Genomic DNA, 24,277 nt, shown 5'->3' with positions numbered 1-24,277 from the left:
GCTTATTTTGTAAGCTTTCTGACTATTTTAAATGGGTGGTTTATTTACGCTGTGTTGTACTAGTACACCACGGCGTAAATAGACATACCATTCAAAATCTCTGAAAACCTTATGCTCTATTCATTTTGAATTTTGAATTTTGTTAGCGCCGGCGGCAAGCGAGTCTACGTTCGCGAAGCGTCTCGTAGAGAGCGTCATTTTGAATTCCGCCTTGCGGTACTAGGTTAAGCCATTTGTCGTTGCATCAACTGAGCAAATAGCCCTTCTCTAAAAGCTAGCTCGTCAAAACTTCCTTGCTGGACAACTTTACCTGCTTGCAGTACGTAGATCCGATGAGCATTGCGAATTGTGCTTAGTCTATGGGCAATGACAATCCGAGTAACTTGCAATTTATCTAAGCTTTCACTAACAATTGCTTGGGTTCTATTATCTAAGGCACTGGTTGCCTCGTCAAAGAGCAAAATCCGAGGTTTTAATACTAAGGCTTTGGCAATCAGAAGTCGTTGTCGCTGTCCTCCAGAGAGATTACCACCTCCCTCACTGATGACAGTATGCATTCCCATTGGCATAGCATCTATGTCATCTGCAAACCCAGCCATCCTAGATGCTTCCCAAGCTTCATCCAAGGTAATCCTTCCACTACCAGCCAGATTCTCAAAAATCGAACTGGACATAATTTTGCCATTCTGCAAAACTACCCCTAACTGTCTGCGAACAGCACTCACATCTAGTCCTGATAAGTCCTGACCATCATAATAAATGCTACCCTCTTCAGGTGTCTCAAAACCTAGTAGTAATCGAAATATCGTAGATTTACCACTACCAGAACCTCCCACCAGTGCAATAAATTCTCCTGGTTCAGCATTAATATTAACGTCTTCTAAAATCAGAGCGCCATCTTTGCGGTAGCGGAAAAAAACGCGATCGATTGCAATTCTCCCCATCAGTTTACCCGGATCTGCCTTATTCTGTTCCACTTCGGGCAACATCTGGACAATCGGTTGAGCGCGTTTCCATTGGAGGATAACTTGTAAAATATCAGTCACGGTGTTGCTCATCCCTGTTGCACCGCCAACAAATGTCCCAAAAGCGCTATTGAAGGCCAGAAAAGTCCCAATACTTAGTCCGGCTGTGCCAGTCATTTCCGCTTTCATTAGTAGTTGGACTGTAAACCAAAAAAGTATCCCCGAAGTAAGTGTTGGCATGATCGTGTTGAACACAGCCACCGCATCTTCAACTTGTTGAGTGCTAAGTTCGAGTTTGATTTGCCGACTGTAATTTTTACTCCAGAAGGCAAAACCGCGCTTTTGGGCACCAGCAACTCGGAGTTTAGATATACCGTTGATTAACTCTACAACTTGCCCAAAGATATTTCCTTCGATTTCTAGTAGGGGATGAACTTTATGAACAAGAATCATTCCAGAAATAGTAGTGACAGCAATGGTTACTATGGCTATGGCAACAGCAATGAGAGATAGTTCCGCACTGTAGTAGAATAAAAGTCCTAAATTTAAAAAAGCGAACAAACTGGTAATTAGCTGGATTAAAATTGTCCCGCCTAGCTGACGACGGATTTGACTGACAGAGTTGGTGCGAGACAGCAAATCTCCCGTGGTATATTGGCGAAAAAAGGAGACGGGTAAATTCAACAGCCGATCCCACATAGCAGCCTGTGTACTGGCATCAGAACTAGTTTCTAATCGTAGTAGGGCAAATCCTTGCACCAAGCGGAATAGGGCGGTGGCGATCGCTGCAACTAGCAATCCTAAACCAACTTGCATTAAGGAATTGCGATCGCTATCAGGAATTGCATTATCAATCAAAATCGCAGTAGCCTGGGGAACAAGCATTCCCAGTAAGGTCACGCTCACACCAGCAAAAAGAATAATCAACAGGTCTTTACGGCGACCGGAAAGTGCAAATTTAACTACGTCAAAAACAGAAAGAGCTTTATCGGGAAAAGACCGATAAAACATATATGCAACTGGAACTACACTAGCGGCAATCTCTGCATTAATGGGGATGCGGGTTTGGGTAATTGGATCGTAGAGTTCGTAACGATTGGCAGAAATAGGCAGCAAGGCCACTGGATCAGTGTCTTCATCTTTCTGAATATATCCTACCAAAGGGCCGCAATCTTGCTGCCACCATTTATCCCGGAGTAAAACTTGCCGCATCCGTAAGCGTGAAGCTCGGGCGATGGCTTCCAAAGGTTCTGCAATTCGTTTAATATCTTCTGATTTGCCAGGAGCAGAAATTTTCATCCCCATAGCTCTACCAACTGCGCCAGCAGCCACTAACAGGGGTGTGCCTTCCTGAAAAAATTCAGCTTTTGGAGGCATCAATGGTGATGCTAGCTCTCCCAAAGCTTCTGCTGTCACCTGCTGATTCAGGTTTTCCCGCGCTTTTAGACGTTGTAGTTCTTCGGTGCGTTCTTCTTGTTCCCTCAGTTGATTCCAAAAAAGAAACTGCTTATGAAGCAGAGATAGTCCAGAAAGTAAGATATCTGCATCCCGTAGTTCCCTAGTGATTTCTGTCGCTACTTGTACTGCACCACCTGCTTCTATCCACATAGCAGAAGTCAAGGGTAGTATTGCTGTTTGTGGTGTCAGGGTAAGTTCTTTAATTCCCAGGGAGTATAAAACTCCTTCTTGAACTTGTATCCACAGGATTGTATTTGGTGTTGGTTGCAAAGTTTGACCATTGATGAGCGAAAATCGTTCTTGCCCAGATGCCCTCACCTGAATGGGAGGTATAACGGCTGACAAAAGTGTGGCGTTGAACTTGTGCAACCATCCTTCCACCAATCCGACAATATTAATATCTGCATTAGCGACTAATTCCCGGAAGCATTCGCTTTCTACTTTTAGTAACTTTGCTTTTCCCATCGGTATTGCCAATATCTGCCAGTCATTTGAGCCGTGGCTAGAAGCAGTACCAAATAAAGCTTCTCCAGAGTCGCTGCTGAAAAGATAACGGCGAGTTCCTGCAACTACGCCATTTTTGACGGTGACGGCAAACAGCCCTACAGAGCCAGACTGAACTATCCAAACTGTCTGTGGGTCATTGAGTAGGATTGGTTCATTGCCATTAAGAGGATATACTTTTCCTTGAAAGTGGCGATCGCTAATTTGGTTAACCATTCTTTATCTCCTCAATAGCTTCTCCTTCACTTCTAATCAGCCGCGAGTATACCCCTTCTACTTGCCACAACTCTTCATGAGTCCCTCTCTGCACTACTTTGCCGTGTTCTAAAACAACAATCTCATCACAATCACGGATAGTACTCAAGCGATGGGCAACAATTAGACAAGTGCAACCACGGCGGCGCAGATTTTGATCGATAATCTTTTCTGCCTCGGAATCCAAGGCGCTGGTAGCTTCATCCATAACCAGAATAGAAGGATTTTGCGCTAACGCACGGGCGATTTCCAGCCGTTGCCTTTGACCACCACTTAAATTTGCCCCTCCTTCCATCAACTCTGAATTATATGCTCCAGGCAGAGAGTTTACGACATCTTCAATAGCAGCATCTTGGCAAGCTTGTCTTAAATTTTTATCTGGAACTGTAGTGTCCCATAAAGTCAAATTATCCTTTACTGTTCCTGAAAATAGGAGAATATCTTGCTCAACTAAAGCGATGGAATTAGTTAATATTTCCTGGGGAATTTCTTCTCTTAATTGTCCGTCAAAACGAATTTCTCCTGACCAAGATTCGTAGAGACCTGTGACTAGTTTGGCAACGGTTGATTTACCAGAACCACTGCCACCGACTAAAGCCACCCGTTGCCCTGGTTGAACTGATAAGTTAAAATTTTCGATTAAGGGAGAATCTAAACGGCTATATCCAAAAGTTAAGTTGCGTAATTCGATATACCCCTGAAGACGAGCTATATTTGAATTATACTGTACAGATAACAACGAATTATTTCTATTTTCTATCGATGTGTCAGTTGGGTTATTTAACACATCATCCAAACGGATTAAATTCCCTTCTAGTTCTTGAAGAGTGCCAGCAAAGCCAACCAAATTGTTAACAGGCAGTTCAAAATTCTCGACAATCGCTTGAAAGGCAATAAGCATTCCAATGCTCAGATTTCCCTCCATAACTCGCCAACCACCAATCACAAGTAATAAAGCTGATGAGAGGGAAGTCAACAACACAGGCAAACCCGAAAAAATTTGGTTAGTAATTCCCAATTCCTGCTGAGAATTAATTGCTTTGGTGTAGTAACCAGACCATTTAGAGAAGAAATCTGACTCTACTCCCGATGCCTTCAAGGTTTCAATATATTGCAGTCCGGCAATGGATGCACCAGCCGCTTTACCATATTCTTGCATCAATCGCTGACTCGCATCTATGCGTTGGCGAGAAATCCATCGCAAGGTGAGGATGTTAATGGCAGCAAAGCCAACTACTATAGAAGTCAGTATTTGATCGTATTGAAACATGACTAGTATATAGAAGATGACCATAACTGTATCAATGACCGTAGTTGCCAGTTGTCCTGATAGAACGTTTGCTACTTGGTCATTAAGACGAGTGCGATCGCTAATTTCCCCAGCAAATCTTTGAGCGTAAAAACTCATTGGTAAGCGGAGAATATGCCAGAGAAAGCTCCCAGACATGGCTACAGATAGCTTAATTTTCAACCGACGCAAGTATCGTAATCGTAATAGCGTTAATCCTCCTTGAAAAACTGCGGTAATTGCCATCCCCAGAAGTAGCGGGCGTAGCCAAGCCTGTCTTCCCTCGATTAAGATTTCATCGACAAATACTTGACTGAATACAGGTTCCACCAGTCCAGCCAGGGTGAGAAAGAAACCTGCGACTGTACAGTAAATTAAAGCACCAATGGCACCTTTGAGGCGCGATCGTAGCGAAAACAGCGTATTAGCTTTGCGACCACCTTTAGCGAACTCTGCCCCTGGTTCCATAACCAGTACAACTCCAGTATATCCCTCATCAAACTCATCTAAAGATACCGTTCGCGGCCCACTAGCAGGGTCATTGAGATAAACTCGCTGTCCACTAAATCCTTCCAACACCAGAAAGTGGTTAAATTGCCAAAACACAATATAGGGAAGATTTAGCTCTTGTAGTTGTCCCAAGTCTTGTTTTAATCCCTTGGCTTCAAGTCCATAACTTCTTGCTGCTTTGAGTACATTAGAAGCCTTACTACCATCGCGGGAAACTCCACATTCTTGACGTAACTCAGGTAGGGGAACAATCCGACCATAGTGACTTAAAATAATTCCCAATGCTGCGGCCCCGCACTCAACCGCCTCCATTTGTAAAACTGTCGGAGTTTTGACTCGCTTGCGGCCTTTCGACAAAAATCGTTGCAAGTATAGCCCAATATTAATTGGTATTGTAAATGTAGGATTAGTAGATACCACTGACAGACCTCAAAATCGGAAAGACAAAGGTAATTGGCGCTCTTTCTTCTACCTTGACTCGAACAGATGTCGTAGTTCCCGCAGAAATGGTCATTCTGGGACCTTGAGATGAAGACCATTTATAATTACTAAAAGTCTTAGAATCTGGCTCTAGAGTGGCAGATACTTGGATCACAACCGGTTGCTTTTCAGAAACTAGCCCCGCGATTATTTGCGGATTGCCTACTACATTAGCAGCCGCCTCAGTAGTGATAGGAAACGGAGAGACATCCGTAACTGTTCCGACAATACCGCCAAAACGTTCTCGCTTCACAGTTTGGGGTGTGATTTGAATCTTCATCCCCGATTGAATTTTTTTACCATTTTCAACAGGGAAATAAGTGATACCCACTAGCTTTCCAGGTTGATTTTCCGTATTAATATTGGCAATGCGATTTCCTTCCTGAATAACCTGTCCTGGATTAATAGTTACTTCGAGAATCCGTCCCGAATATTGACTAACAATTTGACTGTTACTGTTTATTTGTTGTTCAAGTCGGGTAATTTCTCGCTGAGTATCTTGAATTTCTTTTTTCCTCGAAGTTGAAGATTCTAAGTTTTGTTGATCTGAACTTGTTTTCTGACTCTTGAGTCCTTGTAATTGAGCTTTGATATTTTTAATTTCATTCAAATTCGATAAATATTGTTGTAAAGCTTCTGCTTCCTTGACATCGAGTTGCTTCAACTGAGATTTGACTTCCTCAATGCTAGCCATATTATCTAAATATTCTTGCCGTGATTGTAGTAACGTGTCATCAGGAATTGCACCTTCTTTAAACAGCATTTGACGATTTGCAAATCGTGTTTTATATGTAGGAACTAGCCCTTGGAGTGTTTGCAACCGTTGTGTTTGATTCTGACGCTCGACCTGAATTGATACCAAACTTTTTTCCTTTAAAAGTGGAGTCAAGTTTTGCATCATTTGCAGCCTTTGCTCAAGAGTTTCTCGTTGCTCTTGAATTGTTTTTATTTCCCCATCTCTGCGCTTGTTTTGTAGTAACTTAGCTTCGTGGTTTTGCAACTGTAACTGTTCTAATTTCCCTCGTGCAAGTTGCAGCTGTTCGCGGAGATCCACTTGATCAAGTGTTGCTAAAACATCTCCCTTTTTGACCATATCTCCTTGTTTTATTTTCAAAGCCACCAATTGTCCCGAAAATTTCGACTGAATAGGGACAACTGTACTAGGATAAACCAATACTCCTACCCCATCGACTGTAATCGGAATACGCCCAAAAATACTCCAAACTAGAGCAACTATTGATAGAGAACCCAAGGTAGCTAGCGGTATCCAACTTTTAGGATCAACTACGCGCATGAGTTGGTCTAATCTTTCAGGAGAAGATAAACGCTCTAAAGACTCTTGGCGGAAGAGTTTATTCTTTTCCTTTTCCTTTGGTGAAACGCTCATGAATACCTAATATTATAATTTTGCCGTCAACAAATAACTTAGAATAACCTGTAGTCAGTATATAGAAGACAATACCTATCTACAAGGAAGAATTTTTATGAAAAGATGCACTTTTTAAGTTTTAGCTAACGTTGCGACACCAATACTTCTAATCATAAAAAACATCACTTTTGGCTAAAAATAGTGAATTGATTTATCCCCTAAGCGGATATTAATATGAAAACAACAAAGACAAGAGCGGAAAAAAGCAAGCTGCAACAAACAAGCAGTAAGCTAACCATTTTTTGTTCATTTGTTTTTGCTGTCATATTCACTGATTCAATAGGAAGAAAAAAATGTCTAACAACAACGAAGAATTCATCCTCACTGCGGAACTTTCAGAAGAAGACCTCAAGCAAATCGCTGGTGGTAAGAACTTAATCACCATAAAATTTCCTACCAAAGGGGGTCAACCAGATTTAAATGGTTTTAAAGGTTCTGTTGGCAACTGGAAAATCGGTACTGTAAAGAAACCCTAGTTCTACTATAGGAATCATATTTCATTTGTGAGAAATTTAGGGAGGCTAAAAGCAAGCCTTAATAAGCTTTTTAGCCTTTACTATTTCTCATTCATGATTTAGGAATACTATATATAGGACTCCAATTTGATTTTTGAAAACATCCTGAGACTGAAAAGCCCGTTTGATTAGGGTTTTATCTGAAATATTGTTCATAAATCAGACAGGAGTCCTATCATTATCTAGTGCATTGTTTGCTCTAGGTATCTAAACTTTGCAAACTAACGTACCATTAAAGAAGGTAATTTTCAATATTATTTCTCAAAGAATAATATTGAAAATTACCTTTTTGAATTTGATTAAAAAATAAGAATACTATCTGATTCGTAAAAATTCGCGGCATTTATACTACAATATGATTCAGTCAGTTAAGGCTTGAGTTTAAGAACCAAACCCAACATTATAAAGGCTTTGTTGCGTTGAGCGATAGCGAAACCCAATCTAATATTGTTCTTAATTTAACCGTATTATAGCGGTTCTCGTTTACCTGAGGTACACCCGTAGGGCACGGCAGTGCCGTGCCCCTACACCTCGTGATGTAATGTTGTACCGCATCTGAATGGGAACCGCTATAATTTATACTGCTGATGATAGTCAGAATAATAAAGCCATAAAAAAACAGTAGCAGTCTGCTACTGAATTGGAAGAATTATTTTTACTTTTTTAATTTATAAACAGGTTAGTGATTTAGACGATCCCATAGATTGTTCGAGAGATATCAAATATGGCCCCATATGCTTTTTCACAAAAGCGATCATAGAGGTATGCATAAGAGAAACAGTCCAAGTTCCTCTACTAATTCCAGCTTCCATCTGAAGTTGAGTTGCCCTAATATACAAAGGAATAATTCGACCCATTCTTTGAATATCTGGTCGCACATAACTACAGGTATAGCGGATAGTATCGGGAGCAGTGCGATGGGTAATAAGCCAGCCAACAACCTCTCCTTTGTACCGCAATCCTATACTGTTAATAGGTTCTAAATCTTGTTCGTAATCAAAAGGAATTGCATCTGATGCCATCCAGTGCTTTTCTTCTTGTTGCTTTTTCAAGGCGACGCGCTCTTGGGGAGTAATTTCCATCCAAGGGAAAATTTCATAAGCAGCAGGAAGTCTGGACAACTTCATCCAAGGTGCATTAATCATATCATCTGTCGTTGTCTTACAAATTAGCATCCGAGGTTTTGCAGATGGCCAATTACACTTTTGAAGTAGACGTTCTAATGCTAAAGTGGTCGATTTAGCAAGTGTATAAACTATTTCAAGATTCGTACAATCTCTTAAAGTTAACTCCTCTTCTAAAGTATTCAGTAAAGCTGCGCCAATTCCCAAGCATCGATAGTTTTGTTCCACAAAAATAGAAAGTAACTTTGCCGAACCATCTCCTAATATTTCAGCCAAAACTAAACCAACAGGCTTGTCCGAAACAGATGCACCAATGGCTATTGTATTTCCCTCTATAGTTAGAGTTTGTAATCGAGAACGATAAAGAGGATAAGTTAGTGAGCCATAAAGAAACGCATAGCCAAAATTATTAATACGAGTTAAAGTATACATACTATTTTTATATTCCGAATCCTCTCTCTCTGTTCTCTGCGCCTCTGCGGTTAATAATTTATTTTTACAAATGATTTAGGGCTACTATATTACCGAAATATTCCTTAAAAAAGTGGTGTTGTGGCTAACTTTTCACGGTACTTTGAAATCCATAGTTTTTTCTTAATCGAGTTTTATTTGAAAAACTCTAGTTCTCAACTTGGACGAGGTTTAGTTCATGGAGCAGCAAAAATGCGTGCTTAAATTTGCAAAAGCTGCCGCTCCTTTGAAACTCTACTTTAGAACACAGATTTTACTTCTTGCCTTTAATTTTACCGTTGTAAGTAGTTTCAGTATAGGTGTTTGCTGTGACATTTCCCTTACCACCAGCTATAGCCTCCAACTGTTCATCTGATAAGTCCTCTGAGGCAAAAGAAAGTTGCTTCTCTTGCATCACAGATAGTAGTTCTGATTCACTAAACTCAAAGCCTCTTTCTGCCGCAATTGTCAACACTGTTTCTGGACCTTGAGCGCTATGGAGTTCCTTTAGCAAAGTTGGGTTACTTTCAGCGGCTTCAATTAGTTCAATCACTGCTTCTTTTGACATGATTTTACTCCTAGATATTGGATTTAACCTGAAACTATTGGGTAGTTAATTTTTCAGGTAGTTGTTGTTTCTACAATAGTATTATTATCTGGATATTTCTAGCTTTTAATGTATGATTTACATGATAATTATTTGTAACTTTCAAATAGCTATATCTTTTAAATAAAAATAGAGATGTTCAATCGAACATCTCTAATCTAGATTACCACCAGAGCTAATAACTATGGCAGTTTAGTTATATGTGTTGTAAGTATATGAGTTCTGCTTCTTGCCCTTGCCACCAACTACAGCTTCTAACTGTTCATCTGACAAAGCCTCAGAAGCAAAAGAAAGTTGCTTCTCTTGCATCACAGCTAGTAGTTCTGCTTCGCTAAATTGAAAACCTCTTTCTGCGGCAATTGCCAACACTGTTTCTGGCCCTTGAGCGCTATGGAGTTGCTTGAGCAAGGTTGGGTTGCTTTCTGCGGCTTCAATTAGTTTGATGACTGCTTCTTTTGACATGATTTTACTCCTATTTCTTGGATTGTTCTGGGAATTGATAGATAGTTTCTTTCTCTAGAAACTGTTATTTATATGGTAGGAGCTTCGTCTAGTTATTTCTATGCTTTTGTGTATCATTTACAGTGCTATTTTTTGATTATTAATACTTTTGAGTAACTGTTGCTGTAAAAAAAAATAGAGATGTTCGAGCGAACATCTCTATTCTAGATTTAGAGTAGTCATGGGACTATTACTTAGAAAATATTGTTACTTACCTTTATTGAGTGATTCTTCCCACTACTGCTAAAGCTAATAATAATGGCAGTTTAATTCCACGTACTGTAAGTGTATGAGTTCTTCTTATCCCCCTTACCGCCAACTACAGCTTCTAATTGTTCATCTGACAAAGCTTCAGAAGCAAAAGAAAGTTGCTTCTCTTGCATCACAGCTAGTAGTTCTGCTTCGCTAAATTGAAAACCTCTTTCTGCGGCAATTGCCAACACTGTTTCTGGCCCTTGAGCGCTATGGAGTTGCTTGAGCAAAGTTGGGTTGCTTTCAGCGGCTTCAATTAGTTCAATCACTGCTTCTTTTGACATGATTTTACTCCGAAAATTCTCAATGTCGTTCTTTGAAGAATCTATGTTTATATAATAAGGATTTTAATGAGTTAACTAAAGCTTTTTATGTAAGATTTACAGTATTAGTTTTTGACTTATAGAAGTTTATTTGCTGGATGTTGATAGAAAAAAAAGAGACGTTAACTTAAACATCTCTTTTCTTGATTCAGCATAGTTATCGGTTAATTTCTCTTAAAATAGAACTAGGTTTCGTTCTTTAGCACAACCTACAACCTACACAGCTTTATTTTTTAGCCTATTTGAGATATCAAGACTGTAAGATAAACTACCATAGTCTGCTTTTACTCCAAGGCTGAAACCGCCCTATAGATTCCAGATTCTATCTTCATATTTGGTATTTTCTGAAGATGAATTTCGTTTAAAATATATTGTTCGCAAACCAGACTAATCCGAGCCTCGGAAGTTTCTACTTTATTAACTGAATGTTTCATGTGTCCCTGGAAATATAGCAGGGTATTTGCTTGAGGTTGAATTTCACCTACTTGATCTCCTTCTTTGAGGATAACTAATTCTCCTCCTTTCATATCAGATGGTACTCGAACATAGAAAACGCTAACGAATTTTGGGATTGTATTAGGTTTACAATATCCAGAAATACTAGAATCTATATGCGGCTTTATACGACCTCCTCCTTCTATAATTAGAGGGTTGAGGTAAAAAGCATTACATCTAGGTAATAAAACAGTATCCAAATAAGATTCTAAGTAAGGAAAATGTTGTTTTACTTGATTAATTCCTGAGCTTTGAAAAACAATTGAAAACCCTTTAGTTCCTGCAAAATCATTGCTTAATTGACTCGCGGCTAAGTAGGGAGAAGAGAGTATTTCCATTTTCAGCAAACTAAGGTAGCTAGGATTGAAAGTTTTCGCTCTAAGAGAGTAATATGGATTCTGAGTTATTTGCATTTCTCTAAAATTTCAGTAATGAATTAGCAAGTTTTTTGTAGAGACAAGACAGCAAAAGCATACATTATTTATTGAGGAATTTTAGTCGATTTTTAGTGGTCTATATGCTTTTGCTTTGCTTTCCTCAATTAGCAACTTCTAGGAGTAAATTCTGTTGCTCTTTTATGTGTTCAATATTCTTGTCTTGATCTTTATTTCTATCTATCTCTTGCTTCTGTGATTTAATTAGAGTATTGCCAATGATAACCATCGGATTTTGATCATCATTTTGATCGATGCTTTGATCGTCATTAACTTGACCCCATTTTTCAATTTCATAAAAGCGAATCTGCTCATAGATTTGGTTGTAGGGAAATTTTAGGCGCAGAGGGTCTGGAACTCTCTCCTTGGAACTGTCGAGTGGCTTAATAATGCCATAAGAAGTAGCTTGATAGACTTTCTGAAAACAACGGTAGTAGCCACCCATACTTGCCCAATCCCAACCCTTAATGCCTTTCAATAGCCCATAAAAACTGGAAGCAGCAATGGAGTTAAAGACGTTGGCTAAAGGATTCTTCCCTCGTTGACATTGGATTGGATATTTGCCGAAATTAAAATACCAAGCCTCAGAGTCTTCGGGAAAGACCACTTCTAGCTGATAGATGACTTGCCAGTAGCGATACTCCATAAATAAAGAATCTTTCTTATCATTGAAAAATTGAGTCAGGTGAACGCATACTTCTTCCTCAATTACGCTTCTCATCTCTTCAATGTCATATCCCTCTGGATTGTCGTCAATGAGTTTGCTATCAATATTGACGGGTGAGAAGTACAAGCTATCACGATCATCCGCTAGCTTTTTGACGAAAGTTGACTTTTGTGATGAATAACTGACTTCACCATTATTCAAGGTGATAACATCCCCTGGATCAAAGCTAAATATCTTATTTACAATGGTGGGATATGCCTGTTGCACATCATTACAGAATTGCTCTCGCGTCACAGGAAAAACAATTTTGTTTAGCCAAGAAGATCCATTGATGAATTTAAATCCATTAGCGCCAGGAGCAATGGCTTTTGGTGCGACTAAACCAATAAGTTTGAGCAGTTCACTGTAAGCAGAGTAGGGGAAACAGGTATTTTCATTTTCTTGATATTGAGTTTCTAGCATAGGTTGCCAGCCAGCTAAAAGAAAGTCAATTTGAGGATAGCGAGACTTAACTTCACTAATTGTCTGAGTAGTAACAGCCGAATCAACTTGATTCCAGAACACCCCATCAGAGTCGGCAAAAATCATACCATATTCAGGAACGCGATTCTCTGAACGAGTAGTAACTAAACGAGTTGAACCAATTCGTACCTCATTAAAATCTTTCAGGGTGTAGATGTGGCGGTAGCCTAATTTTTGCAAGCAAGTTTCCATGAGTTTGTCTTTAGGAATTAGGACATCTATATGCTTGGGTAGATTAGCTAAAGAGCGAATATCAAAATGATCTGTGTGTTGATGAGAGATAACTAGGATATCAAATTCAGGAATTTGATCGTGAAGGATTTGACGTTTAGGGCAAATATCTTCTATTCCTTCGCAATGAGAATCCCAGAGTATTGGGTCCATCAGAATCTTACAATCTTGGGTTTCAACAAAAATAGAAGCATGGCCGAGTAAGTGAATTTGCATTAGTCACCTCTTGTTTTTATCTAAGGTAGGAGATATTACTTGTTAGGAATGCGATCGCTCAGAAAACCCTTGCATTTTAAATGCACTGAACTTGCTGCTGGGGTTTAATCAGAGTATTGCCAATGATAACCATCGGATTTTGACTATTTGGGTGGACGGTTTGATCGTCATTGGCTTGACCCCATTTTTCAATTTCATAAAGGCGAACCTGCTCATAGACTGGCTTGTAGGGAAATTTGATGTTCAAGGGATCTGGAACTCCTTCCTTAGAAGCGTCCAATGGACTGATAATGCCGTGGGGAGTAGCTCGATAAACTTTATTAAAACAACGGTAGTAACCACCTAAATTCAGGTAATCCCACCCCTTAATACCTTTCAATAGCCCATAAAAACTGGAAGCAGCAACTAAAGTAAAGACGTTGGCTAAAGGATTTTTCCCCCGTCGGCATTGGATTGGATATTCACTGAAATCGAAATACCAAGCCTCAGAATAATTCGGGAAGATAACTTCTAGCTGATAGATGGCTTGCCAGTAGCAATACTCCATAAATAAAGAATCTTTCTTGTCATTGAAGAATTTGGGAAGGTGAACGCATACTTCTTGCTCAATCACGCTTTTCATATCTTCAATATCATATCCCTCTGGATTGTCATCAATGAGTTTGCTGTCGGTATTAACGGGCGAGAAATACAAGCTGCTATCTTGATCGTTGCCTAGCTTTTTGACAAAAGGTGACTCTTGTGGTGAATAGCTGACTTCACCATTGTTCAAGGCAATAACATCCCCTGGATCGAGGGTAAATAGCTGATCTTTAATGGTGGGATATGCCTGCCGCACATCATGACAGAATTGCTCTCGTGTCACTGGAAAAACGATCTGATTTAGCCAAGATGAACCATTAATCTGTTTAAAACCATTGGCACCCGGAGCCATAGCTTTTGGTGCGACTAAACCGATAAGTTTGATCAGATGACTATAAGTATCATAGGGGAAAACAACACGTTGATTATTTTGATATTGCGTTTGTAATAACGGTTCCCAAGGAGCTAATAAAAAGTCAATTTGAGGATAGCGAGATTTAACTTCACTAATTGTCTGAGGAGTAACAACTGAATCGACTTGATTCCAAAACACCCCGTCAGGATCGGCAAAAATCATCCCATATTCAGGAACGCGATTCTCCGAACGAGTCGCAACTAGACGAGTCGAGCCAATTCGTACCTCATTAAAATCTTTGAGGGGGTAGATATGACGGTAGCCTAATTTGCGTAGGCAAGTTTCCATAAATTTGTCTTTGGGAATCAGCACATCTACATGCTTGGGTAGATTAGCTAAAGAGCGAATATTGAAGTGATCTATGTGCCAGTGAGAAATAACCAAGATATCGAATTCAGGAATTTGGTCGTGAAGGACTTGACGTTTGGGGCAAATATCTTGCATTCCTTCGCTGATTCCAGGATTCCATAAAAGTGGGTCCATAAGAATCTTGCAATCTTGGGTTTCAACAAAAAGAGAAGCATGACCAATTAAGTGAATTTGCATAAATAACTTCTGTTTTGCAGTAGAGATTGAAGTGTTGCTATAACTACTTTGTGAAGCTAGTCATCAGGGTTTGTATGTAGTGATTTAGGGCAGCCTGTCTCTGTAAGGAGAGGAGTAAGGACTTTATTTAGTGCTTAGAAAACAAAGACTTTAGTCCTTACTACGAACTTAGTTATCCTGCTGTATTGTTATGAGAATAGTGTTTTTTTGTTGTTTAAACGAGTATTTCTGATTTTTCTGATACTTTGAAATCGAAAGACTCTAGATTATTTTTTTGTGCTGATTTGGTTGAGCTATTCAACAGCTTTATTACTAAAGTTTCATCGTGTTTAGCCAAATTTGCACTTAACACTCTCAGCATATCGACGTAACGAAGATAGGTTTCATATTGATGCCGCTTATCTGAAGGTATGTTACTAAATTCAACTCCTTTTCCCCATCGTTGAACCGTATTCGGTTTAATTTTTAATATCTTGGCAATTAAATTGACGCATTTCTCTCGATAACCATGTTCTGATTCCATGGCTAAAATCTGTGTTTCTGTAAAACGAAGCCTGCCATCTTCTTGAATATCTTCTAAGCCAAACCAGCGTCGGCAAAATACCCGTGGATGCATCCCTTCACTTTGATTAACACAGGCTTTCAAAATTTTGTAACCCGCATTTGTGAAAAAAGTCATAACTTTACCTCATCAAAGTTCGCGGAAATAATGTGAACAGAAATATTGATCCTTTCTAAATTGCTTTCAAATTTTCTAACATCCAATCAAATCTGACCGCAGCTAATGACATCTGCTCTAAAACATCAGAATCTAGTTCATCCTCATATTTAACTTTTTCGCTTAATGTCTGTCCGGGACTATAAGTGTATCTTCTATAGCCCATACGGTTCAGAAGTCCTTGGAATCTATCTGAAAGCAGAGTGGCGATCGCACGATAGAAGCGTGTAGCAAAACCAACATCTTGCTGTAATTTAGCTAGCAATTGCGACCGAGCGATCGCTAATACTAAAGAATCTTCTACGGCTTTAATATTTGCATAGGGTAAGCGTCCATCAATAAAAGTAGCTTCTCCGATGATTTCACCTTTATATAACTTGGCAATTTCTTGTTCTGAGGCTTTATTTCCTTCCAAGGTTGTAAAGATGCGAGTCAAAGGATTATCTTGGTTGCTAGAAATGGAAACAGCCATTTGTCCTTGTAGAAGGACATATAACGCATCTACCGGACCTCCCTGACGCAGCAGGATTTCTTCAGGAGCAATTCTCTTAAGTTTACCATTAGCAGTAAACCAATCGAGGTCGCTATCATGCAACTGACCAAAAATAAAAAGTACATCTCTAATCGGCTGAATTTGCACGAGTTTGCTACGGCCAAGGCGCGAAATTAGATTTTGCAATCTGTCTGAATATAAAATTGCGATCGCCCGATAAAAACGAGCCGCAAATTCTGCATCTTGCTTCAATTTACCTTCTAGTTGCACCAGAGGTATAGACATCACTAAGGATTTTTCTAGAGCTTGAATGTTAGTAGTTGAACGAACACCAACTAACGAATCTTCTCCGATCACTTCCCCACTGGAGAATCTCACAACTTCTAAACCAGCCGTTCCGTCTCCCTCGATAGTGGCGAAAGCATGAGCCAAAGGATTATGACGATTTTGAGAAACAGTAGCTATTAAAGTTCCTTCTAGAAGAATATGGAAAGTATCAGCAGTTTTTCCGGCTTGCACAAGGACAGTTCCATCTGGTATTTCGCGCTGATGACTGGTGGTGAGCATCCAATCTATATCGCTATTGCTCAATTCTTGGAGTAAAACTTCTCTCATTGCTTTACCTACAGTTATTTTTTAAAAATGAACAGTTTTCAGATGAATGAGCAATTTTACATTTTGGATTTTGGATTTTTAATTATGAGTCTGAGTCAAAAATATTTGTGTTGAGATACGTAGTAGAGGCAGCCTCAAGCTGAGATTAAAACACAATATCTCCGATGCTTTACATCTTCTCCATTGATTAAGAGGTAAATCCAAAATTCAAAATCCAAAATTAATTGACTAAAGATATATCTGTCTGTAGTTGCTCTAAAATTGTCATAAGCTTGGTGGTAATTTCTTGGGAAGCTAATTCTTCTAGGGTTAAATAAGTCAAGGCGATCGCTAACAAAATCCGCTCGTTACCAATGCTTAACTCATCAATATACTCAGCATCAAAACGCTCTAAATTTAAAGCTGCATCAGTTACTAAAGCCTGTAAAATCTTAAAGGCTCCATCTGAAAGCGGTGGCTCACCCCGGTAGTTTTGCAATCTACCATCTTCTCGGTAATTAGCTAATGATTCTAAACCCATAAAACGCAAGAACCAATCGGCTCGATAGCGTCCAGTCGCAGCAACAATTCCTCGGTAGTCGGCGATTAGTTCGTCGAGAAGATTGTTTTGCATGGACTTAAATAGGCGGTGGGTAAAGTAGTGAGTGCATTCGTGTTCTAAGCGAATCGTCAGCGATAAACGCCGCCATTCTGATTCTGAAAGTCCAATATCATCAGGCAAAACGTTGCTATAAAAGCCATCACTGAGAATAATAAATCGGTCTTGATAGCGACTTTTTTGAGGAATCAGCCGCCGAAACTCCCCTTTCCAGTCGGTTTCGGAGCAATTGGCCGGATTTTCTTTTTCCCATCGTTGGCGATCGCGGCGAATTCGATCCCAGTTATTGTAACCAGCAACCATGCAAGCCCCCATAGAAGCTGGAATGGGTTGGGGTTCATTACGTTTGGTTAGCGATCGCACCAAAGAAACAAAATCCTCTCGATTACCAGGAAGTATAACCGGAATCGCCCCCGCTAAACTTTGATAAATTTTTAAATCCAGCTTTTCTGGATGCTCAAGCACTAAACCACTTGCTTCGAAAATGCCCTCAAGATTAACTCCCTTCAAAGTAGCAGCACGGTAGACTTCAGTTTGGCTAATTCCTTCTTGGATGGGAAACGACAACTGAACTAATACCTGCTTCAGGGTTTCAAAAACACCTATTTTTCTAGCGGTAACAGCATACTCTTCCCAAGTCGCAATATGCGATTCTGGTTCGAGGGGAAATTTTAGAGATGGTTGCCAATTGTCATGTTTAAAAACATTTTGATTGTAAATTAGCAATTCTGTGATTTCCGATCCGGTAGCACCATAAGAGGCAAGTATGGCAGTCCGAAATTTTTGCCGTTCCATTATTAAACAGCTCCTCTAACCGCTACCTTGGCTTGCTCCCTAATAATTTGTGCAGTAATATTATGCACTATTTGACTAAAGGGATGGTTGGGATAGAGCAAACAGAAAATATTGCTGCTGGCAAGGCGAATGATATCTTCTGATAAGGGTACAATACCCGCAACCGGGGTTTTGTAGGTAGACTCTACCTCTTGTTGCAAAGCATTAAAATCGAATGAAGATAATACTTTATTAACTACCAGCATCATTTTAGGTACTTCTAACTTGCGAGCAACTTCTAGTGTTACAGCAGTTCCTTGAAAGTCTTGTTGATCTGGACGTAAAATTACAACCAGAATATCAGAAATAGCAATAGAGAGTAAAGTTTCTTCATTCAGACCGGGATGGGTATCAATTAACAAAAAATCCAAATCTAGAGTATCAATGATTTCATAGAAACCATCATTTAATCTGGCTACGTCATATCCCTCGCGCAGGATTCGGGTAATTTGACCAGGATTAATACTAGAAGGAATCAGGAAAAGTTTACCACTGCCTCCTTCTCCCTTTAAAAGATGAGTCACATCGTAGGCAGTATCTTCAATTGCACACTTACCCCACAAATAATCATTCAAACAATTATTCATCTTCTGCTCATTCAGACCAAAAATAACGTGAATTCCTGGTGATTGAATGTCAGTATCAATGATAGCTATTCTTTTTCCTTGCAATGCTAGAGTTGTGGCTAGGTTGGCTGTCATATTGGATTTACCAGTACCGCCACGGAATGAATGAACAGAAATAATTTGACTCATAAAATACTCCGATATTGGGGATTGGGCATGGGGCATTGGGCAATACAGTTCAGTTAAGCAATTTTTTCCTCCTCCTTCTTCTCTCTCCGTGTCCTCTGCGCCTCTGCGGTTCGTTAAAAAAATGACTTTGACTCATAGTACTAGCCTTAACTGAACCGTATTGGGGCATGGGGCATTGGTTATTAATTCTTGTCCCTCACTCCCTCATTTCCCAAATCAGGCTGCTGGGAACTCAAGCTTTAAACAGTATTTACCGTTAATCAGAGGCAATAAAACCTTGCCACCGAACAGTTTTAAATCGAATTGCATCTTGCGATTTTCTCGATTTACTTCTAAGAGTGCGGGCAAACTTTCAGAGTCACCGTTAGGATGATTGCTGTGCGCCCACACCCTGAGTTCTTCTGATTGTTTGCTTGGCAATTGGAAAATGGCATAACGCAGAGACGAGAGAGAGGGAATTTCTACAGAAGCCGCTTGATAGTTTTCCTCACCGTCTGCATATCCCAGTCTTACTTGTGCTGTTTTCGGTTGTCCACCGGCGGTTATTTTGAAGAAGGTTTGTCCTCCTTGTTGCTTGTTTTCTTGTAACTCTATTACTGTGCGGGACATGAAGGCTCCAGTTCGCCACATGACTAAGGTAGCTGCTAAGGATAGGACGGTAATGCCCAAGGCAGCAATGCGGGCTAGGGGGTTTTGCCAGATGAATAAGCCGTGGAGTAAAAGGGTAAATAAGGAGAAACTATAGATGCTGGCAAGTAACCAGGGAGAGTTGAGCAGTTTAAAAACGATACCTGGTAAGATTTCACCCTTTTGTCGGCTGGAAGCCAGTAGGAGAACTGGAAAAATCCCACCAACAAGAGAGTTACCCAGTACTCCAGCGAAGCCGAGAACGCTGGTAAAGGATTGCTGTCCAGAAAAGAACAGTCCTTCGGTTAATAGAAATACTAGGAATAGGGGAGTAATAGAGAGTAAGAATTGACGTTGTTCTAATAAATATGCCCAAGTGTGTTGGGCGATCGCTTTTTGGGATTTCTGTTTATGAGCAGTTTTATCTTCATCGCGCGTTCTCTCTAAAGCCCCCTCGTAGGCGATGGCCATTGCAGAGATGACTTTCAAGCAGACATACTCTTCACTCACTGATTGTATTTCTATTTTCAGGTCAACATCATCTAGATTTAGGTCTGAAAGTTTCGGGATTAACTCTTTAATATCCCAACTTTTAGCAACTTTAATCTCTACTCGATGGATATTACCTTTCAATTGAATATTGAGATCAAAGGTAGGCTGTCCGTCTGCAAGTTCTAGATAAGTTAGACCAATTGAGCAGAGATTATAACGATCGCGGGTTCGCAAAATTAGTCTACCCTGTTGACGCGGTAATGTCAAAATCGATTGCGGTTGGTTAGGAATCCATTCTCGCGCCAAGTTGACTAAAAGACTAGAACTCCGAAACCATGCCATTCCCAACAGAAAAGTGATAAGTATTGCCCCCACAACTTTCACTATCGGGCCGTTTTGCTGCGCTAGTGGCTCCAAAACAGTTCCTGTCTGGGCTGCTAATATTTGCGGTGCGATCGCGCCGTTAACTGCTAGCACCCAAAGGCAAAACAGGAAAGTTAAAAAAGCTGTACCGGCGATGCTTCCCCAAATTAAGGAAGTCGCACTAGGATCTTTGGGTAATACTACCTTTGCACATTCGCCTACATATACGTGGCCAAAGTAAAGCATCAGGGTAACGCCAAAAACTTGATGAAATATCTGGAGATTGAAAGCACTCCCATCGAAAAAAGCCCAATTAACATACAACACATTGACTAGTTGCCAATGTCCAAAAGAAAGTACTGTTAAAAATAAGAGCAAGCTGACATTTAATCCTGCTAACAAGATTGTCACCCCAATGGTCAAGTTGAGGGACTTGCGCGACAGGATGTATAGTCCCAAGAAAAAAAGTAAACTTGCCCACAGGGAAGCCGGTAGAGAAGTAAAACTGGCCATTGTCGCTGATAAGCCGATGTAACAGGCGAGGGCGATTAAAAAAACGCGAATTCCCACAGCAACGGAAAGAATTAGAGAACCAGCCTTACCCAAGTAGTTTGTCGCTAATTGTTTAATAAAGGTTTTGCCAGAAAGAAAGTCTCCACTCCGAGCGATGGACTCTGCCATACAAACCATTGTCAAGATGTTAATTGTTCCCAAAACAATCAGAAATGCCACACTTGGTAGAGGGCCTAACTCAGCCACAGCAATGGGTAGAGCTAGGAAGGCTTGGGGAAGTCCCAAGGCAATTGTGACTAAAGAAGCGATCCAGAAAGGTGGTAGGGATTCTACCTTTTGGATACTCGCCGCCGCTATCCAGGACAATCTCTCTTTGGGGGAGACTTGGGAGGCGAAAGCGACTGCGATGGGTTTTTGGTAGAGACGCTGATAAGCTTGCTCGATCGCTAGCTGATCGCAGTCTAAAGCCGCTCGAATATTGGGAACTAATTGCTTAGTGAAGTTGTATTTCTGACAGAAAGCGTTGAGTAAAGCCGCTTTCAGTGTGGGATTATCCGGTACAAGTACTGACCATTGGGGTGCAAAACGTTCTAAGTGTTGAATTGTCGGGCGGAGTGCGGGCGATTTTCCCAGAGCAAAAGCTTCCAGAAAGGCCACCTGGCGATCGCGCTCGGCTGAGTCGGTAAGAGAAAACTCAACTCGTGATTGGGCTGCTAGTCGTGCTGTTTGTCTCTCGATGAGAAAGAGTAAAGTATTGGTACGTTTAGCAGGGAGTCCCGCTAGTAAATCTTGACGCGAAATCAGTTCATCAAATGACATATCTGCAACTATCCAATTTTATCGACCTAGTTGTAACCGAGCTTTTTGAGCTTGCACTTTTTTCTGTAAATTCTGGAAGTAATCTGTTGGAGTTTTATCCCTAACTTCAGCTCTGTTTCTTAGTTTTTGCGCCCTGTACTGGAGTTCTTGAAAGTATTGTGTTCCGGTAATTTCCGCTACCTGATTGGCTTTTTTATTTTCATCAATTTCAATGCGTAGTTCCTGCATCTGAAGTTTCATTTTTTGCTCTCGCACTCTCACTTCTTCTGCCATCTTCATAAATACCCGTACCAATTGACCCATATCATCTTGAGTGCGAGAATTCTTGAGCAAATTTTTGTACAAATTTGATTCATGCTGAATAAAATCTCCTTTTTCTAAATTCCGAGATGCGGCTATTAAAGTATTAATAGGTTTACTAATTGTTCGAGATAATGTGAGTGCTACAATTGCTGCGATCGCTCCTGCTCCCAAAACAAAGGTGATATTTTGCTCAACCAGAAGATTTATCGGAGCCATGAATATCACTCTGGGTTTACTAACCCCCACAACCCAGGATTGGGTTTGTAGGGGAGCATAACCAACTATCTGGTAGTTCTTTTCTATCGGTGAGTAATAACTGGTATGCCCTGATGTTTCAGAATTGAGCATCACTTTCAACTCTGGAATATTCAAGCTTTTAATTAGATTACGACCATAACGTTTCTCGGCGGCAATCTTTTTTTGGCTGTTTTGTGGTAAAGGAGTCAGGCTGTTGTAGAGATACTCTCGATTGGAGTGACTGATGATAATTCCTTGTTCATCAACAAGAAAAGAAGTAATATTGGATTCATTCACGGAATTGACCACACCCCAAATATCTGCCGCCGTAATTTTTATCGCTGCTACTCCCAAAATTTCGCCATTATCAGAATATACGGGATAGGTAAAGAATACACCCTCTCGTTTAGTGGTGACACCAATTAAGATACTAGAAATAAAAGCATCCCCAGCGATCGCTCGTTGAAAATACTCTCGAAAAGCGTAGTTTCGTCCAATTAAAGAAAGTTCTGTAGAAGCTATACATATACCGTTTTTATCTATAAGGTAAACAAAATCATAATTGGGGTGAGTGATAGCAACTCTCTGCAAGACTTTTTGCGCTTCCGAATGGAAAATTTCTCGATTCAGAGGTACAGCCTTAAGAAAATTTCCCACCCTAGAGTCCGTAGCTATATTTTTAATCGTGTTTTGATTATCGATAATCAACTGATCAAGGCGATTGGCTTTACTTGTGGCAATCAGTTGCAACTTGTAGTATTCGCTATTTTCAATACTTTTTGTACTCATTTGGAGATTGTAATAGCCAACAAAGCTCATCGGTAAAATTGCCACTAACAGGAATGCTACCGAAAGCTTTACAGTAATCGACCAAGCAAAAGGATTAAAAAATTTAACTAAGCGATTTAAGTTGGAAAATTTAGACTGCATCTTGCATACGTGCTTTATTTAAGTATTAAATTAAAACTTTTCTGTAAATTAACACTTTTAGGATCGCTGTTGTCAACAAAATACACTTTTTTGATTTTAGAGTAACTTTTTTTTAGATTCTCAGTACTTACGCAAACAATAGCCGAAACCTTTATTTTCATCCCTCGCTAACGCTGCGCTATCCGCCAGTCGCACAGAAAACATTGCTGAATTCTGACTCCTGACTCCTGAATTCTGTTCGGTAAAATTTCTAGAATTCGCTCTTGGTTGTGCCTTAGCGCTAAAGCACAACTACAAACTATCATAATTCTCAGATTCTTCCTTTGAGTTGTTGCAGAAAAAAGGTGAGTTTTAACTAAAAATTGTTAATTGAGATTTACCGAAATCCATGATTGACTATAGAAGTGGGAAAGAAAGTTTGTTTTTCAAATAATTGACCATCTGCAAAAGCGAAAAATCTTTTTTCAAGGTTAATATGAGCGAACAAGAAGCACAAACTCGTAAAGAAATAGAAGTACGAATTATCGCCAAAGCCTGGAAAAGTGAAGCTTTCAAACAAGAGCTTTTAACCAATCCTAAAGCGATAATTGAGCAGGAATTTGAGGTAGAATTTCCTGCTGAATTGAATGTATCTGTCCGTGAAGAAAATTCCACTACCCTATATTTTGTCCTTCCATTGCACCCACAAATAGAAGGACGAGAGCTATCTGAAGAAGAACTTGAGTCTGTTGCTGGAGGCTCTATAGGTGGGTTAGTTACGATTTCTTTAGTAGCGTCCCCCTTTACAGGGGATATCGTCAAATCAGTCAAAAAAATACTTAAAAATTAGGTCAAAATTAATGAGCGAACAACAAGCACAAACTCGTCAAGATATCGAAGCTCGCATCATCGCCAAAGCCTGGAAAAGTGAAGCTTTCAAACAAGAGCTTTTAACTAATCCTAAAGCGATCATTGAGCAGGAATTTGGGGTAGAATTTCCTGCTGACTTGAATGTATCTGTCCGTGAAGAAAATTCCACTACCCTATATTTTGTCCTCCCATTGCGTCCGCAAATAGAAGGACGAGAGCTATCTGAAGAGGAACTTGAGTCTGTGGCTGGCGGAACTTTGCAGGCGTTGATTTTGACTGCGGCAGCACTGACACCTTCTACAGGCAAAATTATCAAATCAGTGAAAGGCTTACTGAAGAAGTAAGTCGAAATTAGTAAAAAT

At 40.0% G+C, this 24,277-nt stretch carries 19 protein-coding genes; 3 read left to right on the top strand and 16 right to left on the bottom strand.

Annotation, left to right across the window (positions count from 1 at the left end; genetic code table 11):
• Nucleotides 1-224: 224 nt before the first annotated feature.
• Genes V7K76_RS05130 through V7K76_RS05120 form a run of 3 tightly spaced genes read right to left on the bottom strand, consistent with a single transcriptional unit; the run spans nucleotide 225 to nucleotide 6,847 of the window.
• Complete coding sequence (locus tag V7K76_RS05130; protein WP_334777799.1) at nucleotides 225-3,143, bottom strand: NHLP bacteriocin export ABC transporter permease/ATPase subunit; 2,919 nt, start codon at nucleotides 3,141-3,143, stop codon at nucleotides 225-227.
• The gene (locus V7K76_RS05125; RefSeq protein ID WP_334777800.1) at nucleotides 3,136-5,400 is read right to left on the bottom strand and encodes an NHLP family bacteriocin export ABC transporter peptidase/permease/ATPase subunit; all 2,265 of its coding nucleotides are present in this window, start codon (nucleotides 5,398-5,400) and stop codon (nucleotides 3,136-3,138) included. The genes V7K76_RS05130 and V7K76_RS05125 overlap by 8 nt, the downstream gene beginning before the upstream one ends.
• Complete coding sequence (locus tag V7K76_RS05120; protein ID WP_334777801.1) at nucleotides 5,387-6,847, bottom strand: NHLP bacteriocin system secretion protein; 1,461 nt, start codon at nucleotides 6,845-6,847, stop codon at nucleotides 5,387-5,389. The genes V7K76_RS05125 and V7K76_RS05120 overlap by 14 nt, the downstream gene beginning before the upstream one ends.
• A gap of 335 nt (nucleotides 6,848-7,182) precedes the next feature.
• On the opposite strand from V7K76_RS05120, the gene V7K76_RS05115 reads away from it, so the two are divergent.
• Complete coding sequence (locus tag V7K76_RS05115) at nucleotides 7,183-7,365, top strand: hypothetical protein (protein ID WP_334777802.1); 183 nt, start codon at nucleotides 7,183-7,185, stop codon at nucleotides 7,363-7,365.
• A gap of 707 nt (nucleotides 7,366-8,072) precedes the next feature.
• Here the strand turns inward: V7K76_RS05115 and V7K76_RS05110 are convergent.
• From V7K76_RS05110 to V7K76_RS05050, 13 genes are all read right to left on the bottom strand, one after another.
• Nucleotides 8,073-8,960 (bottom strand): GNAT family N-acetyltransferase, encoded by an 888-nt coding sequence (locus V7K76_RS05110; RefSeq protein ID WP_334777803.1) that lies wholly within the window; start codon nucleotides 8,958-8,960, stop codon nucleotides 8,073-8,075.
• Between the two features lie 292 nt (nucleotides 8,961-9,252).
• Complete coding sequence (locus tag V7K76_RS05105; protein ID WP_334777804.1) at nucleotides 9,253-9,546, bottom strand: Nif11-like leader peptide family natural product precursor; 294 nt, start codon at nucleotides 9,544-9,546, stop codon at nucleotides 9,253-9,255.
• A gap of 231 nt (nucleotides 9,547-9,777) precedes the next feature.
• Nucleotides 9,778-10,047, bottom strand: a complete 270-nt coding sequence (locus V7K76_RS05100) for a Nif11-like leader peptide family natural product precursor (protein WP_334777805.1) — start codon at nucleotides 10,045-10,047, stop codon at nucleotides 9,778-9,780.
• 305 nt (nucleotides 10,048-10,352) lie between these two features.
• The gene (locus V7K76_RS05095) at nucleotides 10,353-10,622 is read right to left on the bottom strand and encodes a Nif11-like leader peptide family natural product precursor (RefSeq protein ID WP_334777806.1); all 270 of its coding nucleotides are present in this window, start codon (nucleotides 10,620-10,622) and stop codon (nucleotides 10,353-10,355) included.
• A 323-nt stretch (nucleotides 10,623-10,945) separates the two neighbouring features.
• The gene (locus V7K76_RS05090) at nucleotides 10,946-11,569 is read right to left on the bottom strand and encodes a 2OG-Fe(II) oxygenase (protein WP_334777807.1); all 624 of its coding nucleotides are present in this window, start codon (nucleotides 11,567-11,569) and stop codon (nucleotides 10,946-10,948) included.
• Nucleotides 11,570-11,693: 124 nt separating this feature from the next.
• Nucleotides 11,694-13,226 carry an MBL fold metallo-hydrolase gene (locus V7K76_RS05085; protein ID WP_334777808.1) on the bottom strand — a complete coding sequence of 511 codons (1,533 nt, stop codon included), beginning with the start codon at nucleotides 13,224-13,226 and terminating at the stop codon, nucleotides 11,694-11,696.
• A gap of 76 nt (nucleotides 13,227-13,302) precedes the next feature.
• Nucleotides 13,303-14,769: an MBL fold metallo-hydrolase gene (locus tag V7K76_RS05080; protein WP_334777809.1), complete on the bottom strand. Its 1,467-nt coding sequence runs from the start codon at nucleotides 14,767-14,769 to the stop codon at nucleotides 13,303-13,305.
• Between the two features lie 214 nt (nucleotides 14,770-14,983).
• On the bottom strand, nucleotides 14,984-15,448 hold the full coding sequence (locus V7K76_RS05075) for a hypothetical protein (protein WP_334777810.1): 465 nt from the start codon (nucleotides 15,446-15,448) through the stop codon (nucleotides 14,984-14,986).
• Between the two features lie 55 nt (nucleotides 15,449-15,503).
• A complete protein-coding gene (locus tag V7K76_RS05070; protein ID WP_334777811.1) occupies nucleotides 15,504-16,595 on the bottom strand; it encodes a cyclic nucleotide-binding domain-containing protein in 1,092 nt (363 codons plus the stop codon).
• A 220-nt stretch (nucleotides 16,596-16,815) separates the two neighbouring features.
• The gene (locus V7K76_RS05065; RefSeq protein ID WP_334777812.1) at nucleotides 16,816-17,988 is read right to left on the bottom strand and encodes a DUF7005 family protein; all 1,173 of its coding nucleotides are present in this window, start codon (nucleotides 17,986-17,988) and stop codon (nucleotides 16,816-16,818) included.
• Between the two features lie 2 nt (nucleotides 17,989-17,990).
• The gene (locus tag V7K76_RS05060) at nucleotides 17,991-18,782 is read right to left on the bottom strand and encodes a MinD/ParA family ATP-binding protein (protein WP_334777813.1); all 792 of its coding nucleotides are present in this window, start codon (nucleotides 18,780-18,782) and stop codon (nucleotides 17,991-17,993) included.
• 216 nt (nucleotides 18,783-18,998) lie between these two features.
• On the bottom strand, nucleotides 18,999-21,596 hold the full coding sequence (locus V7K76_RS05055; protein ID WP_334777814.1) for a hypothetical protein: 2,598 nt from the start codon (nucleotides 21,594-21,596) through the stop codon (nucleotides 18,999-19,001).
• Nucleotides 21,597-21,614: 18 nt separating this feature from the next.
• On the bottom strand, nucleotides 21,615-23,066 hold the full coding sequence (locus V7K76_RS05050) for a PDC sensor domain-containing protein (protein WP_334777815.1): 1,452 nt from the start codon (nucleotides 23,064-23,066) through the stop codon (nucleotides 21,615-21,617).
• Between the two features lie 475 nt (nucleotides 23,067-23,541).
• Between V7K76_RS05050 and V7K76_RS05045 the strand changes: the two genes are divergently transcribed.
• Both V7K76_RS05045 and V7K76_RS05040 read left to right on the top strand, forming a co-directional pair.
• Nucleotides 23,542-23,895: an NHLP leader peptide family RiPP precursor gene (locus V7K76_RS05045; protein ID WP_334777816.1), complete on the top strand. Its 354-nt coding sequence runs from the start codon at nucleotides 23,542-23,544 to the stop codon at nucleotides 23,893-23,895.
• 10 nt (nucleotides 23,896-23,905) lie between these two features.
• Nucleotides 23,906-24,259 carry an NHLP leader peptide family RiPP precursor gene (locus V7K76_RS05040; protein ID WP_334777817.1) on the top strand — a complete coding sequence of 118 codons (354 nt, stop codon included), beginning with the start codon at nucleotides 23,906-23,908 and terminating at the stop codon, nucleotides 24,257-24,259.
• Nucleotides 24,260-24,277: the final 18 nt, after the last annotated feature.

Origin of the sequence: Nostoc sp., from assembly GCF_036917975.1 — a bacterium.
GTDB lineage: Bacteria > Cyanobacteriota > Cyanobacteriia > Cyanobacteriales > Nostocaceae > Nostoc.
This window is presented reverse-complemented; position numbering and strand designations above follow the sequence as displayed.

Coding starts and splice junctions, on each gene's coding strand:
- V7K76_RS05130 (WP_334777799.1), bottom strand. CDS start 3,143: ATGGTTAACCAAATTAGCGATCGCCACTTTCAAGGAAAAGTATATCCT.
- V7K76_RS05120 (WP_334777801.1), bottom strand. CDS start 6,847: ATGAGCGTTTCACCAAAGGAAAAGGAAAAGAATAAACTCTTCCGCCAA.
- V7K76_RS05115 (WP_334777802.1), top strand. CDS start 7,183: ATGTCTAACAACAACGAAGAATTCATCCTCACTGCGGAACTTTCAGAA.
- V7K76_RS05110 (WP_334777803.1), bottom strand. CDS start 8,960: ATGTATACTTTAACTCGTATTAATAATTTTGGCTATGCGTTTCTTTAT.
- V7K76_RS05105 (WP_334777804.1), bottom strand. CDS start 9,546: ATGTCAAAAGAAGCAGTGATTGAACTAATTGAAGCCGCTGAAAGTAAC.
- V7K76_RS05100 (WP_334777805.1), bottom strand. CDS start 10,047: ATGTCAAAAGAAGCAGTCATCAAACTAATTGAAGCCGCAGAAAGCAAC.
- V7K76_RS05095 (WP_334777806.1), bottom strand. CDS start 10,622: ATGTCAAAAGAAGCAGTGATTGAACTAATTGAAGCCGCTGAAAGCAAC.
- V7K76_RS05090 (WP_334777807.1), bottom strand. CDS start 11,569: ATGCAAATAACTCAGAATCCATATTACTCTCTTAGAGCGAAAACTTTC.
- V7K76_RS05085 (WP_334777808.1), bottom strand. CDS start 13,226: ATGCAAATTCACTTACTCGGCCATGCTTCTATTTTTGTTGAAACCCAA.
- V7K76_RS05080 (WP_334777809.1), bottom strand. CDS start 14,769: ATGCAAATTCACTTAATTGGTCATGCTTCTCTTTTTGTTGAAACCCAA.
- V7K76_RS05075 (WP_334777810.1), bottom strand. CDS start 15,448: ATGACTTTTTTCACAAATGCGGGTTACAAAATTTTGAAAGCCTGTGTT.
- V7K76_RS05070 (WP_334777811.1), bottom strand. CDS start 16,595: ATGAGAGAAGTTTTACTCCAAGAATTGAGCAATAGCGATATAGATTGG.
- V7K76_RS05065 (WP_334777812.1), bottom strand. CDS start 17,988: ATGGAACGGCAAAAATTTCGGACTGCCATACTTGCCTCTTATGGTGCT.
- V7K76_RS05060 (WP_334777813.1), bottom strand. CDS start 18,782: ATGAGTCAAATTATTTCTGTTCATTCATTCCGTGGCGGTACTGGTAAA.
- V7K76_RS05055 (WP_334777814.1), bottom strand. CDS start 21,596: ATGTCATTTGATGAACTGATTTCGCGTCAAGATTTACTAGCGGGACTC.
- V7K76_RS05050 (WP_334777815.1), bottom strand. CDS start 23,066: ATGCAGTCTAAATTTTCCAACTTAAATCGCTTAGTTAAATTTTTTAAT.
- V7K76_RS05045 (WP_334777816.1), top strand. CDS start 23,542: ATGAGCGAACAAGAAGCACAAACTCGTAAAGAAATAGAAGTACGAATT.
- V7K76_RS05040 (WP_334777817.1), top strand. CDS start 23,906: ATGAGCGAACAACAAGCACAAACTCGTCAAGATATCGAAGCTCGCATC.